Annotated in this window: 8 protein-coding genes; 1 reads left to right on the top strand and 7 read right to left on the bottom strand. The window is 40.5% G+C overall.

Annotated elements, in window-relative coordinates; all coding sequences use genetic code 11:
- Positions 1-62: 62 nt before the first annotated feature.
- The 7 genes from GSQ74_RS14715 to GSQ74_RS14685 form a co-directional block, all read right to left on the bottom strand.
- Positions 63-1,376: an IPT/TIG domain-containing protein gene (locus tag GSQ74_RS14715; RefSeq protein WP_158994566.1), complete on the bottom strand. Its 1,314-nt coding sequence runs from the start codon at positions 1,374-1,376 to the stop codon at positions 63-65.
- Between the two features lie 84 nt (positions 1,377-1,460).
- Entirely contained in the window at positions 1,461-3,227 is a 1,767-nt protein-coding gene (locus GSQ74_RS14710; RefSeq protein WP_158994564.1) for a RagB/SusD family nutrient uptake outer membrane protein, read from the bottom strand.
- A gap of 35 nt (positions 3,228-3,262) precedes the next feature.
- Positions 3,263-6,364, bottom strand: a complete 3,102-nt coding sequence (locus GSQ74_RS14705; RefSeq protein WP_216846748.1) for a SusC/RagA family TonB-linked outer membrane protein — start codon at positions 6,362-6,364, stop codon at positions 3,263-3,265.
- A 550-nt stretch (positions 6,365-6,914) separates the two neighbouring features.
- Complete coding sequence (locus tag GSQ74_RS14700) at positions 6,915-7,949, bottom strand: LacI family DNA-binding transcriptional regulator (RefSeq protein ID WP_158994560.1); 1,035 nt, start codon at positions 7,947-7,949, stop codon at positions 6,915-6,917.
- Positions 7,950-8,055: 106 nt separating this feature from the next.
- Positions 8,056-8,958, bottom strand: a complete 903-nt coding sequence (locus tag GSQ74_RS14695) for an ROK family protein (protein ID WP_158994558.1) — start codon at positions 8,956-8,958, stop codon at positions 8,056-8,058.
- A gap of 40 nt (positions 8,959-8,998) precedes the next feature.
- Complete coding sequence (locus GSQ74_RS14690; protein WP_158994556.1) at positions 8,999-10,897, bottom strand: glycoside hydrolase family 97 protein; 1,899 nt, start codon at positions 10,895-10,897, stop codon at positions 8,999-9,001.
- Between the two features lie 274 nt (positions 10,898-11,171).
- Complete coding sequence (locus tag GSQ74_RS14685) at positions 11,172-12,608, bottom strand: glycosyl hydrolase family 28 protein (RefSeq protein ID WP_158994554.1); 1,437 nt, start codon at positions 12,606-12,608, stop codon at positions 11,172-11,174.
- A 578-nt stretch (positions 12,609-13,186) separates the two neighbouring features.
- Here GSQ74_RS14685 and GSQ74_RS14680 point away from each other — a divergent pair.
- Positions 13,187-14,533 carry an alpha-L-fucosidase gene (locus GSQ74_RS14680; RefSeq protein ID WP_158994552.1) on the top strand — a complete coding sequence of 449 codons (1,347 nt, stop codon included), beginning with the start codon at positions 13,187-13,189 and terminating at the stop codon, positions 14,531-14,533.
- Positions 14,534-14,742: the final 209 nt, after the last annotated feature.

Here is a 14,742-nt window from a genome sequence, read left to right as displayed (position 1 = left end):
GAAAGAAATTAATATCCGGCGTCCAAAAAGGCACCCCGGATATTAAAAATCCCTAATACTTATTATTTCTTAAAATAAAGCGTATATACTTGGTTGGCGGTTAAAACAGAATTATAAATTTGGAATTTATCTATTCCCCCCTTCATTCCCGGTTCACCGGTATTGGATACACATCCTACCCCTAAATAATTACGATCTTGTACATAAGCAGTTAAATCGTAGGCAGCAGGCAGCGCTTGTGATGCGATCAGGGCCCCATCCAAATAGATATTCTCAGTAAGACTACTCTTTGATAGCGTCATAACAAGATGATGCCATGCTGTACCAACAATTGATTTTGTAGTTGCTAGCGGATAATTATTATAACCGCTAAACCCTGTTACATTCTCGAAGACAACTGCTGCAGAAATTTGCTGGTTCAGGGCCGGATATCCGGTAGATGCATCTAAGGTTATATTGTTTCCCCGCGTATGTCCAAAACTAAATATTGGCGTCCCATAGTCAGAGTTAGTGCCAGAGCCATCATATAGCACCCAGCAAGAGACAGAAAGTTCATTATATTGTGCTACATTTTGAGGTAACGAAATGGCCTGATTATTATCTCCAACAGCGGTAGACAAATAACCTGCTAAGTATGCAGCTTTTCCACTAATGCCTGTTATATAAGTTAATGATGAAGCTGAGCCCTGTATATAGGTTGCCGGGGCAATGCCAATCGTTTGAGTTAAATTATTCTCAAAATCAAGTTGATAAACAGGATCAGGCACTGAAACCAGATAAGCAATTGCCGGACCAACAACGGGATATCCATTAACATAAACGATTACATTACCTGAAGTAAAACTGGTTGGAACAGTAACAGTAATTTGCGTACTTGTTACAGCAGTTACAGTTGCGCTTGTACCCGAAAATTTTACTTGTATGGCTGAAATGCTTGTTCCAAAATTTGTTCCCGTAATAGTGAATGTATCACCAGGAGCAGCGGCACTGTTACTAGTGCCTGTAATAGTTGGAGGCGGAATAACGGTAAAGTTACCTATCGAATCATTTGTATGTGTCCATACTTGCAGCGTTACTTTTCCGGTAATTGCCGTGGCTGGCACTTTCGCTACAATTTGCGTATTCGCACAAGAAATTATGGAATCGGCTTTTACACCACCGAACCACACTTTTACCGCGCCTGTCAACGTACCAAAGTTTTTCCCGCTTATGGTAATGTAAGTGCCAGGATAACCGCTGTTGGGTGTCATGCCCGTTACCGTTTGTGCAGGGTACTGGACGATTTCGAAATTCGGCCCTTTTTGGCAACTAATATACATGGTTGCTATAATTGACACCAGCATTATACTGATGCTATATTTTAGAAATTGTTTCATAATTAAAATATTTAAAATGAATAATTCAATTTTTTACGGCAACAGGCAAGTCATTCAGACTTAACCTGCTGTTGCTTATTTTTATTAATAGCCCGGGTTTTGTTTCAACTTGGGTGCTAAGTTTATCTGCTGCTGTGGTAAAGGCCATAAGTAATCTTTCTTGGTGAAATTACGGTTGGTCTTGCTGTCTATTACCACGCAATTCAGCGTACCGGCAGCCGTGGGTACAGCCTCCTCTCCCCAAACATAGGTATTGGGTACATAGTAAGAGGTAGCAGCGCCTGTAGCTGTCCTGAAAGCTGTAGGGTAAGAACCGTTGCCCACCACTTCGCCGCAAATGGACGCGTTCAATGATGCTTCGGCTATTCCCCAGCGTTTTAAATCGTCGAAACGAAAACCTTCATGGTATAACTCCAAGGTTCTTTCTCTTCTTATTTCTGTGAGCATATCCAAACCATTGGTGGTAACCAATGCGTTAGATAAATGGGCTATGCCCGCCCTGTCTCGTATTAGGTTGATGGATGCATCCAGCTGAGCATCTGTAATACTGCCGTTTGCTTCAAACGATGCTTCCGCATATATCAAATACACTTCGGCCAACCTTATAATGGGAAAATTTGGTGACTCCTGATCGGCATTCCTGTAAGTCCCGTAGTTATAACTTGCAAATTTTATATCTCCATATCCAGGTCCTCCTAAATTCAGGTTCACTGTTGTCGGGGTAGCTCCTATATATCCTAATAACCTTAAATCCCTGTTTTGATATTCATCGCCCACATTGTGGTAACCTTTAAACAATGGGGACACGGAAGGGGGCAAACCGTCGGTACATAAAAACATGTCCATCATTTTACGGCTGGGTGTCATCATGTAGGCTGTAAATGATAAGTTTTGACCGCCAGGCCTCAGCGTAAAGTCATAAACGCCATACAGGATAAATTCGTTGTTGCTCGCTTTGGTTAACCCTGCTGGGTTACTGCCCGCATCTTCCAGGTTGAACAGGTAAGTATAGCTTTGGTTTAGCATCGCGGGATTGCTGTTGTAGTTCCACAATGCATAACCTCCATTGGTCATTACATCCAGCGACAGGGCGGCTGCATCTGTAAAAAACTGGTTTTTCTGGTCTGATGTCGGCCCTGCTGAACCTGCAAAGTCGGTAGATGTGCCATTATATTTTCTCCATGTACCTTCATACAGTTCAACCTCGGCTTTGAAAGCTTCAGCGGCCCATTTACTGATGCGCCCCTTATCTGTTGAAGGAATATTTTGTTCAATGGGTAAGTTGGCTATTGCATTATCTAAATCCGACAAAATTTGTGTCACAACTTCGTAACGACTATTACGGGGGCCAAATAATTCCGGGGAATTTACATCCAATACGGTTGTAACAATGGGTACCCCACCAAAAACCTTTAACAACTGATAATAAGCGTTCGCCCTGAAAAAATATGCTTCGGACACATATTGCGCTATACTACTTTGGCTGCCGGTGTAAGCAGCCGCCTTCGCCAATAATATATTCGCACTGCGTATCCAGCCATATGAGTTATCCCAGCGGTTATCGCTTGTGGGTATTGTTAACGTTCCGCGGCTCTCATCTGAAGAAAAAGCGAAATAGGTCGACAGGTCTGTTGCTACATCCATGTGGTTATAAACATCATTGCCGCCATACGGTGATTGCCAACCCATTAACTCCCCATAAAAACTGGTTGTATAGGCTTTAAAATCAGATGGCTGTTTAAAATAGGCCGCGTCGGTAATGGACGACTGCGGGCTCAGGTTTATAAAATTTTTCTGGCAGGAAGCCAATGAAAGGCTCCCAACCAATGCTATATATAGTAATTTTTTCATGCTGTTTTATTTATTATAATATTAATTATAGTGCGTTAAAAACCTACGTTTACACCAAAAGACCAGGTCCGGTAAAACGGATAGCCGCCATTTGTTGCTTCACCCATTTCCGGGTCGTAACCGTTTTTAATGCTGGTAGCTTCCCACAAATCGTTCCCCGAGAAATAAACCCGCACTTTTTCTAATTTTAACTTTTTTGTTATGCTTTGTGGGATGGTATAGCCCACTATCAAAGATTTAAGGCGGATATATCGGTTGTTTTGCAGCGTAAAATCATTATTGGCATAATTCCATTGTGAAAGGCCCTGATACACGGTCAGACGTGGAAACTGCGCATTGGTATTTGTTGTCGTCCATGTTTTTCCGGTAAAATAAGTAGGCTGGTTAGTATATATGGTTTCGAAAGGATAAGCAAGGTACCCGGAAGGCAGAATTAATTGCTTGCCTACGCCCTGGAAGAACGAACTAAAGTCGAACCCTTTCCACGAGCCGCCCAATTTTATCCCAAATTGGTCATGTGGGTCGCCATTACCCATAAACTGAAGGTCGCTGGTGTTGCCGTTTATATTACCGCCGCCGGATGTAATTACCCCATTGCCATTTAAGTCGACCTTTATAACATCGCCGGGGCGCAACCCATTGGTAGAACCCGCCGGGATATTGACCATATCGCCGCCGCCTGGCCCGTATTTAGCATAATATGCATTTACCTGGGCCTGGTTTTGAAAATAGCCCGCGGTTTTATATAAGAAATATGAATTTAACGGATAGCCGTTTACTGTAGCGTTTTCGCCTGCCCCATAAGTATTGGCACCTTCAAGCCGCCTTAAAAGGCTTTGGCTATTCCCCATATTTATTGCTATGTTGTAATTGAAACTGCCTATATGGTCATTCCAACTTACTACAGCTTCCCATCCTTTTACTGTAAGCTCGCCAGTATTGGTTAAAGGCGATGAACCACCTAATACTGAGGGGTAATTTATATGCTCCAACATGTGGTTATTATCTTTTATATAAGAATCAAAACTTGTTGTTAAGCGGTTGTTTAAAAACTGAAGGTCGATACCTATATTTTTTTGTGATACACTTTCCCATGTAGTTGTATTACTAAATATATCGTTATTTTGTAAGGTGGACGATTGTTGCAGTGCCGCAGGCGAACCCAGTACAACTGTCCCGTTATTAACGGCGGCAAGATAATTGAAGCTGCCTACGCCCGAGCTGTTACCCGTAACACCATAGCTGGCCCGGATTTTACCAAAATCGACCACCGAAGCTATACTTTTCAGGAAGTCTTCTTTAGTAAATACCCAACCCACCGACGCACCACCATATTGTATGAACTTATAGCCGGGAGCAAAATTGGACGCGCCGTCGTCACGTCCCAATACTTCTACCAGGTATTTTTCTCCATAGTTGTAGTTTAACCTCGCTAAATATGAATAGCTTCCGTTTTGATCTTTTCCTCCGCTATTGGTCATCGTAGTAGGATTAGCAAGGTTTATATCAGCTAAGCCCAGATAGTTGAAATTAACACGGCTTGCTGAAAAAGTTTCCCCTTGCCACTTCTTGGCTTCGACGCCGGCCATCGCAGAAAAATTGCTCAGCCCTTTAGTTTTATTATATTTAAACAGGCCCGAATAATATTGATAAAAATAATTATTAGCAGTAGTGGTATAGCCGGGGTTAGTGGAACTTTGAATTGTATTGGTGAGTGCTTCCGTTGATGGGTTGCCATACCAATCGTACAACTGAACTGGTGTTATATAATTTTCCATCCTGTATTGTTCATCCTGCAAAGATGCCGTCCCCTCAAAATTCAAATCTTTTAGTATGTTAACGGTGGCTAACAGGTCAATCCGGCCCGTTGGGTCGGTAATGTTGTTCCGCCCGCCATCAGCAGTGGCGGCTGCGGCATTCCTGTTCCCTACATTACCATAATTGGCGTTCCATTCCCCATAAGGGTTTTTGGCCGGAAAGAACGGCATATCCTCGGCATATAACGTTTGATCGAGCCCTGTTGACGGGCTGGAGGTAATGGCATCTACCAGGCTAATGTTGGTTGAAAACTTTACCCTGTCGGACAGTTTTGTTTGATAACTAAACCTGAAATCATATTGCTTTTGCCCGTCGTATGCGGTTGCCAGGTTTGCCTGGTTATTGGCATATTCTAATGATAGGCGGTAGCTTGAATTTTCGGTACTATTTGAAATGCTTAAATTATGCTGATAGGAGGTGCGAGGGGAAAACATTTCGGCTATACGGTTGCCCTGGCCTATATAAACATCCCCCCAATATAGTGTAGATACAATCCCCTGGTAGCCATTCGCTATTTGTTGCATATTGGCCTGGGTGCTCCAGCCCCACCAGTCGGGTGTCGTTTCTTCTTTGTTGGCATCTAACCATAATTGTGCATATTGCTGCGCACTTGCCGAAAATGCGGTAATACCTGGCGTTTCCAAACGCATATTGGCGGTATAATTGATACTCAGTTTTCCTTTCCCTTTTTTTGTTGTTACCAAGATTACTCCATTTGCGCCATTGGCACCATAAATGGCCGCCATACCGTCTTTTAATACGGTTACACTTTCAATGTCGTCCGAGTTCATGTTCAGGAACGATGTTGAACTAAGGGTTGGAACCCCGTCAACTACGATAAGAGGTGAACCGCCGTTTACTGAAGTGGCCCCACGGATTTGAAAGTTGATGCCTTCGTTACCTGGCCGTGGTGAGCTCCTCGTTACTAGCAACCCCGGTGTTTGCCCCTGTAAATCCAAACCAACATTGCTAACTGCCCTGTCGGCAAACGATTTTGCGCTTACTACTTCCACGGCACCTGTCAACGTAGCTTTTTTCTCGGTACCATAACCTACAACAACCACCTCGTCGAGGTTACTGCTTTTTGGTGACAACGAGACAGTCATTTCTTTAGTCGGATCGGCAATGATTTCCCGCAGATCGTAACCAACATAACTAATTTGCAGTACATCGCCTTTGGTTGCTTTAATTTTGAACTCACCAGCCTGATCTGAAGTAGTTGCTATTGTTGTTCCTTTTATTTTTATGGTAACACCAATAAGAGTCTCATTCGTTTTTTTGTCAATGACTTTCCCCCTTATCTGTGTGGTTTGGGCCATTGAGTTCAAACTAAACAACAAGGACAAAAAAAGAAAAATCGCCGCAATATTATAGCGGGACTGAAAAGTAAAATTTTCCATAATTTGAAATAGGTTAATAATAAATAATTGGTTACTAAATGGATTTATTGATTTATGCGAATGGACACGCAAACATCAATTTCTAATTATCCAGTTACTAAAGTATTGGGCTTAAACAAATTCTGAGGGTGGTTATTGGGTCAAACAAGAGGGGTATAAAGGCGCAAAAACGTCGATTTAAACAAAAACACGCATTTAACCGTCGTATGATACAATAGACTAAAAAATCAATAATGCCATGCATTGAAAACTTATAGATGAACAATTGATCAGAAGCCAAATAAAGATAATATTTATTCTTAAAAACAAATTAATCGATCATTTATAAACAGGCGCATATGCTTGTATCAGCAGTCAAATCAAAGCCCTTAGAACAAAAAGCATCAACTTTAAACTTTATCGAAAAATTAAATAAATGGCTGCTATTAACTCCAGTTTAAGAACCATAATTCTTTGATAAAACAGGGCACTAGTTCATTTTGGATACTTTGGGCAAAGCAGAATTTCTAATCATTAATTTTGTCGGTAAAATAATAGAGTTAACCCCTCTCTCCGATCCGGGGCTGGTCAGTAATTTTAAGATCATATTAATGACCTGCTCTGAAATCTCCTTTATTGGCTGAGCTATTGCTGTTATAGAGGGTGTATGTAAACGGTAGAAATTATCATCGTCAAATACAATCACGGCTATATCACTAGGTATTTGCAGCATTAGGTTTCTGATTGCCTCAAGACCGTTATCCGCAATATAATTTGTCGCGAAAAAAACCGCGTCTATTTGCTGATGGGCTTTTAAAAATCCCTCTATTTCAAAAATGGCATGTTCCTGCTGATCATGGTAGATCATTCTTTTTAGATAGAAAGGCCTACCCGCCTCCGTAACAGCAGCCATGTAACCATACCGCCTTTCTGCCATTTGTATCTGCTCAGACAATAAGGTAATCATGGCTATATTTTCATAACCATTATTTAATAAATATTTTATAGCTGAATAACTGCTTGAATAATTATCCACTACAACGCTATTCAATTCAATACCCGGTAAGGTACGGTCAAAAAGAACAACAATATAACCATCATCTGTCAATCCCTTTAATTCATTTTCAATTCCTAAAGGCGGAGCAATAATGTAACCATCAACCCGCATCCCCCGATATGTCTCAATCAAATCCCTTGTTTTTTGGTGATCATTCTCGGTACTGCTGTATAAAATCTTATAACCTCTTCTGTAGGCGGCTTCTTCCATCAAGCGTGCAATGGCAGAAAAAAACGGATCTGAAATATCTTCAACCATCATGGCAATCATTTTAGTTTTGCCGGTTCGCAGGCCCTGAGCAAAATGATTGGGACGATAGCCCACCTCTTCTATATAGGTCATTATTCGATTTTCCAACTCAACGCTAATCAGTTTTTCACGGGCTTTACCATTTAACGCAAAAGACACAGCTGTTTTTGACACATTCAACTCTCTGGCAATATCATCTATAGTTATTTTTTTCTTCATTTGATAAAAAACTAAAAGAAGTTTAGAGGCTGGTTAACTTAAAAACGTTTCATAAACGTTCTGGTCTCCATAAATTTGGCACTTTATTTATTAAACACTTAATAACTTAATTAACAGACGTATTTATGACAACGCCACTGGTTATTTCAAATAAGGATGCGGCACCCAAAAGTGAAGCGTGTTCACCCAATTGTCCCAATTCAACCTTGATGGGGTCAAGGTTTTCTTCCAGGTATGGAAGGAAAAGATGATTGGCTTTCGCAATATTTCCACATATAACCAAGGCTTGCGGCGAAAAAACGGGCAGTTTCTGTTTCAAAAATGTATTTAAATCAATGGCAAATTCATTAAACACCTTTATTGCATTTCCATCACTTTCCGCCAAGATCACCAATTCCTTCACCCCTGCAATAAACCTTCCGGTTAACTCATGGTAACGCTTTAAAAACCATCTGGTAGAAAAATAATCGTCGGCAATTGAATTCTTATAATTATCACTTCCCCAATTAATATCTTTGGTTATTTTGTGTTTGCTAAAAGCTGATCCAAACCCTGTTCCAAGAGTAATGCCAACAACATCGTTATATTTCCGACCTGCACCAGCTATAATTTCACCCGCAATAGCTGATTCGGCATCATTTCTGAACCTGATGTTTGAGGGGTTTAGATTAAAACTTCCGGCTAATTGGCTTTTTATATTTAAACCATAAATACTCTCATATTTATCCAATCCTTTTATGTAACTAATTCCATTTTCATAGTCAAATGGCCCAGGCATCGCTACCCCCACTCCAGAAACAGTGCCGGGAGAATTAGCAAGGGAATATTGAAATGCGGTGTTCCACGCGTTAAATATATGATCCGCAGTACCCTTGCTAAATACTTCAACCCTGGTTAAACTCTCAGGAATAATCGTTTTTAATTCCAGATTACATATAGCTGAGGTTATATGTGTACCGCCGATATCGGTTGTTAGAATATATGTCGATAGCGCTTTATTTATTTGCATATATGTTTTAATCGTGTTTTTATTGTCCTAATTTGCTTATTTAATTTCTTGGCGTTATGTAAATAGCCTGGCCTCCGGAAGGTTTAAGATTAACTTTAATTAAGCTGTTTGCAGTAACTATTTTGCTTTCAATTTTCACATGGCCTTTACCCGCCACCGAATCATCGTCATTAAATATCGTGGCTATATATTGCCTGCCTTGATCCAAAAAATTCAGCGCTAAAGTCAAATCACGAGCGTCATTATTAGTAATGGTTCCAACAAACCAATCATGGCCCTTCCGCCTGGCGGTGGTTATGAATTTACCTGGCTCACCTTGTATAACTTTTGTTTCATCCCATGTTGTGGGTATCTTATTCCAGAACTCCAACTCGGGTTCATTATGATAATCAGTTGGCTGATCATACCAAAATAAGGTTTGAAGAGGGCTGTAGTATATAGCAGCCAGGGCCAGCTGATGAGCGTGAGTAGTTTTAATGCGCTTATCGAAATAGCAAATAGTATAGTCTGCTGGGCCCGCAATAAACCGGGTAAATGGCAGCACCGTATTATGGGTAGCATCAGGCATTTCTTCATTACCGCGAATTCCTTCTACCGTCATGATATTGGGCCATGTCCGTTGCTCACCGGTAGGTCGCCATTCATCGTGTATGTCAAGCATAATATGGTTGTCCGCTGCTTGTTGAATAACTTTTTCCAACCAGGTGGTCCATCTATGGGAACCAACTTGTACAAAGCCAATCTTGACGCCTTTGATTCCCCACCTGTGGTACACTGCAAAAAGACTATCGGACTGAGCCAATGCGGCCTGTTGATTAACATATAACCATATTCCTATATTTCGTTCCTTTCCATATCGAATTATTTCCGGTAAATCAAAATCAGGTATAGCAACTTTTGTAGCATCAGAGGCAAAATCAAATGCAGGCCCATACCACTTCCAATCGAACAGTATATATTGTAAGTTTTGTTTTACAGCAAAATCAATATTGGCTTTGGCGGCGGCGGTAGTCTGCGTCATTACCCGCATAATTTTACCGGGCTTTATCCACCGGGTATCAATTATCTTATTGGCATCATTTAAGTTTTGAATTAGGTAATCATGTTCAATTAAATCGCCCGGCTTATCGGCGATCATAACTACCCGCCATGGAGTGCCTACGGGCGAGATCAGGTCGGCCCGGTCATACATGGAGGTGACGATGGTATTTGGCATATGCGTATCCAGTTTAAACTTGGTACGGGCATAATCCACCATTCTGGCCTCAGTTAAGCATACATAGAGGCTATCCGCTAATTGCATGGTAAGCGGTCGCTCACTTTCTCCGGGCCAATTTGATATTGGAAGTTTATAATATGGTGCTTGCGCCCAATTTGCGAACCAGGCGTGTGTACCTGCCGGCAGTTGGGCTGTTGTATTTTCGGCAGTTACACTATAGTAAGTTCCCTTAACATTTTCAGGAAAAAAATAACGGATGGCAATACCTTCATTATACGCGCGAATTTGAACCTGCATGAGATAAATAGGATTATCATCCTTTACTAATTCAATATCCGACTCGTTGTAATGATCGCGAATTTTTGATTGTTCTCCATTTACCGGTATCCATACGGTGTCTTTTGTAAGGGAACTGATTTTGCTGACGACCAGGTTTTCACACCATCTTGTATGATGATCAACCTTTAACGCCATAGCTTTTTCAGACAAGGTATTATCCAATTGTATATCCAACTGAGATTCGAGTATTACAGGTTTATTATTGTGAAATACCTGGTAATACATCATTCTTTTTTTGGCCAGATCATCTTTCTGATAAAATTTAACTAATTGACTGTGATTAGGTGAATACACACGCAAGGTGTCAAAAACCACTGTTTGCGCAATACCGCTACCGTAAGTAAGTAAAGCAAATACAACCAGTACTATTTTTTTATACATATTTATTAATACTAACAGGTTTATAACTATCACCAGCTAACGCAATAATGAAACTGGATCCATCATTCTGATAAAACTCTTCAGAATCAGTTGGCTACCTATGCTATAGCATAGCATGCTACATCCCAACCAAAAATTATAAGATGATACCCAAAAATGACGGACTACATTTGCGCAGTGTTATAATTAGATGCCGAAAGTAGAGTAAAGAATAATTGAACAGAGGGGGTTAATAGGTCAAACAGCAGGGTGATTTAAACAGAACTAAAATAGATTACTTCCTTGTTGAAATGAAACGAAGCCCTTCTACATGTTCACCTTCAAAAATGTTGGCCATATCAGTGGTTTTATAAAAACCGGGTTTATTCGGCATATCGTCTGAAATTACTTTCCCATTTAAAGTAAGATTTTCAAATACTATGTTCTTAATTTTACGACTGTCGTCATAGCCCGCAATTATTGCAGTATTGGCATGATAGCCGGTGTAAGTAACATTTTTTAAATAAATATTCTCAATTCCTCTACCGGGGGATGTATTGTATTTGCGGTTATACAGCACACGAAGATTTACGAACTGCCCCTTTTTAAAATCATCTATCCTAATATTCTCAAAGCGAATATCGCTGATCAAATTGTTATCCCCCGCGTTTAAGGCGATGCAGCCCTGGTAGTCGATCTGGTTTTCATTTTGTTCCAGAATATCAATATTAGTAAACTTCATATCTCCTAATGTATCCGGATGTGGCGGGTCGCCATGTGTGCCAATAAGTATGGGATGAGCAATATCAGCCCAAAGGATAGCATTTGATACAGTTATATCCTTTGTATTACCAAACCATTTCCAACGATGCCCATATATTGCTATGCAGTCATCAGAATTTCGCATAAATAAATTTTCAAGTGTTACGTGAGAACTGCAAAAAATATCGATGCCATCCCCCCATGCCTCACTGCTAAAAGACTTTATATTTTTTACGGTAATGCTGTCTGATTGACCTATTGTTGTTGTATAATGCCTCGGATTTAGTATAATTGGTCCGTCAATAGTTATGTTTTTACTATAACTGATTTCTACCGCCATCGATGAATGCTCGATTATTCCATGCCCAATAATTTTTACATTATTTGCATGATATATTTTGAAACTCCCTCTTAATACAGCCCCGCCAGCTATGTACACAGTTTTATTGGATGTGAGATTTATGGTATCTATTTGGTGTATGCCGGGGCCGAAATACATTACATTGGTATCTAGGGGCTTAACATGGTAACGTTCCAAACTATTTGCAAATAACTGCAGGTTATGAAAAATATCGCCATTCACTTCTACAGAAAGATTTCGTGGGTCAGTTAATCTGAATGAAATAACATTGCCGTTTATTTTTACAGAGTTGGTGCCCGCAAGTGGCCTTATCCTGGCATGTTTCACTACTCCTTTATTATAGGTTACTGCAACTTCAACTACTCCTGAAAAGTCAAAATAACAAAATGAAGTATTTTCGCTATGCATCCTGCCGTCACCCCCTACATTGCCGGCAACTTTGGCCAGGTAGATCGAAAGAGGATGCCAATCTTCACCATGCTGTCTCACTTTAACAGAAAAGTCGTTATTTAAAGCCATGCCTTCGGGGGCTTTGTAGGTTATTAGTTGCGCAAAAATATTAGTAGAAAAATTCAGAGAAATTAAAATAAAAAGTACAATACTCTTCATGATTAGAAAACTATAAATGGGTTAAGCTTTGATGATTAATTTCAGGATGATACACGAATGATGCATTCTCTTAAAATTATTCCGCCCCGAAAATAATTGAACGCGCTTTAGCACAAGGGGGGGTATCGGGTTAAACAAAGGGGTTAATTATAATAAAATCCAGCCTGAAGAATAAACTAGCATATTTTTTGACTATTTGAGGTTATTGTCCCCGTTGTTTGAACGAATAGCCCCCCTTCATATTCATACCTATGCTCTAATTTAGGACCTAATAAATGAGCTGTTTCTTTACAGCAAAATTCAGGATCAAATCATCCTGAGATTAAATGGCGATAAAAGCGGATATAACATTATAACCTGATGACGATATTAATTTCATAACGATCCCCCTTATAATTGGTAATGGCCCCTTTGCCAACTCTCAATTGGCGGGGGCCATATTTTATTAATACAAGAGGATAGCTATTCAAATCCCGATCGCATAAACCATATAATTGTTGCCTTAAATTATGGTGACAGTAAAATAATCAGCCAACGCAGCTGGTAATTATTAGAATTTAATTGATAAATCAACGCATATGTTCAAAACCAAGATTATTCTTTTTTTATTTATTTCCATGTTCTCTACATCCATATACGCTCAGCAATTGGGTAAGGACGAATTAAAATCAATGGAAAAAAGCAATTCTGCATTTAAAGGCGGAATTAAGGGTGTAACCGGCCCCGGACTTAATTTACCGGCAGAAAAAATGCAATGGTGGGAAGACGCTAAATTTGGGATGTTTATCCATTGGGGGCTATATGCTATACTGGCAACTGGTGAGTGGACCATGTTTAATCAGAAAATCCCCGCTGAAGAGTATGCTAAACTAGCTGATCAGTTTCATCCGAAATTATTTAATGCAGATCAATGGGCCGCAATTGCTAAAACTGCCGGGATGAAATACATGGTGATGGTCGCCAGGCACCATGATGGTTTTGCCATGTGGAACAGCCCTTCAAGTTATCATCATTTTAATAGTATGGAAACTGCAGCGCATGCAGATTTTGTTGCGCAATATACAGCAGCTTGCCGCAAAGCAGGCCTGAAGGTAGGCATTTACTATTCACCGATGGATTGGCGTTTTCCAGGCTATTTTGACCCGAAGGGACAACCTGAAAATGCCGCTCTTATGAAACAGCAGGCCTATGGACAGGTAGAAGAATTAATGAAAAACTATGGCAAAGTTGATATTTTGTGGTACGATGGAGGATGGCTTTCACATAAAGGTACCGATGCTGATGCCGCATGGTTTTGGGAACCATTAAAATTAAATACCATGGTGCGGCAATATCAGCCTGATATTGTCATCAATCCCCGGTCAGGGATGTTTGGTGACTTCCAGGTTAACGAGGGAAGTGCTGAAGTAAAAGGCCCCATTTTAAATTTTCCATGGGAAAAATGTCTGAACCTTAATGGTGCCAGTTGGGGATATAATAAAGCTCAGCATCTCATGTCGCGCAGCAGTATAATTCAAATGCTGGTAAATGTAGTGGACAGGGGCGGTAATATGCTGCTGAATGTAGGCCCTGATCAAGATGGTATTATTCCCGCGAGCCACGTATTGCGTTTAAAAGAAGTTGGCGAATGGCTAAATAAGAATGGCAAAAGCATTTACGGAACGCGGCCCGGCCCATTCGAGCCTGTAGACAGTCTTTACGGGAGTACACATAAGGGCAATATGATTTATATTCACCTGATCAAGTCATCTAAAGTATCACTGGAACTGGACTTACCACCTATTAGTCAGCAAATATTATCCTGCCGCATTTTAGCTGATAAAAAAGTAAAATTTCAGCAGGGAAAGAACGGCGTTAAACTTACAATAGACACCGCACGGTTAGACCCGGCCGTAACTACAATAGCTTTAAGGATAAAAGAATAAAAGATCATGCAACCCAACCTCTTCATGCGTAGTGGGAGAGTCTCGCCTGCGCGCGATATTAAAATTAAGGATGCCTAACAATATGATCTAAAAACGGATTGCATTTGCGTTAGCCCAAAATGCAATCCGTTTTTAGCAGTAACAACGAACAGTATCAGTCAACGAAAAACCGCTTTACTTATCTCGATACGCGCACAATTAGGAAAATC

This window comes from Mucilaginibacter sp. L196, assembly GCF_009765905.1.
Lineage (GTDB): Bacteria > Bacteroidota > Bacteroidia > Sphingobacteriales > Sphingobacteriaceae > Mucilaginibacter.
The sequence above is the reverse complement of the archived record's forward strand: the minus strand, read 5'-3'. Positions and strand labels throughout refer to the sequence as shown.

Bases quoted from the DNA above. Each gene is read 5' to 3' on its own strand.
- GSQ74_RS14715 (WP_158994566.1), bottom strand. From the start codon at position 1,376: ATGAAACAATTTCTAAAATATAGCATCAGTATAATGCTGGTGTCAATT.
- GSQ74_RS14710 (WP_158994564.1), bottom strand. From the start codon at position 3,227: ATGAAAAAATTACTATATATAGCATTGGTTGGGAGCCTTTCATTGGCT.
- GSQ74_RS14705 (WP_216846748.1), bottom strand. From the start codon at position 6,364: ATGGCCCAAACCACACAGATAAGGGGGAAAGTCATTGACAAAAAAACG.
- GSQ74_RS14700 (WP_158994560.1), bottom strand. From the start codon at position 7,949: ATGAAGAAAAAAATAACTATAGATGATATTGCCAGAGAGTTGAATGTG.
- GSQ74_RS14695 (WP_158994558.1), bottom strand. From the start codon at position 8,958: ATGCAAATAAATAAAGCGCTATCGACATATATTCTAACAACCGATATC.
- GSQ74_RS14690 (WP_158994556.1), bottom strand. From the start codon at position 10,897: ATGTATAAAAAAATAGTACTGGTTGTATTTGCTTTACTTACTTACGGT.
- GSQ74_RS14685 (WP_158994554.1), bottom strand. From the start codon at position 12,608: ATGAAGAGTATTGTACTTTTTATTTTAATTTCTCTGAATTTTTCTACT.
- GSQ74_RS14680 (WP_158994552.1), top strand. From the start codon at position 13,187: ATGTTCAAAACCAAGATTATTCTTTTTTTATTTATTTCCATGTTCTCT.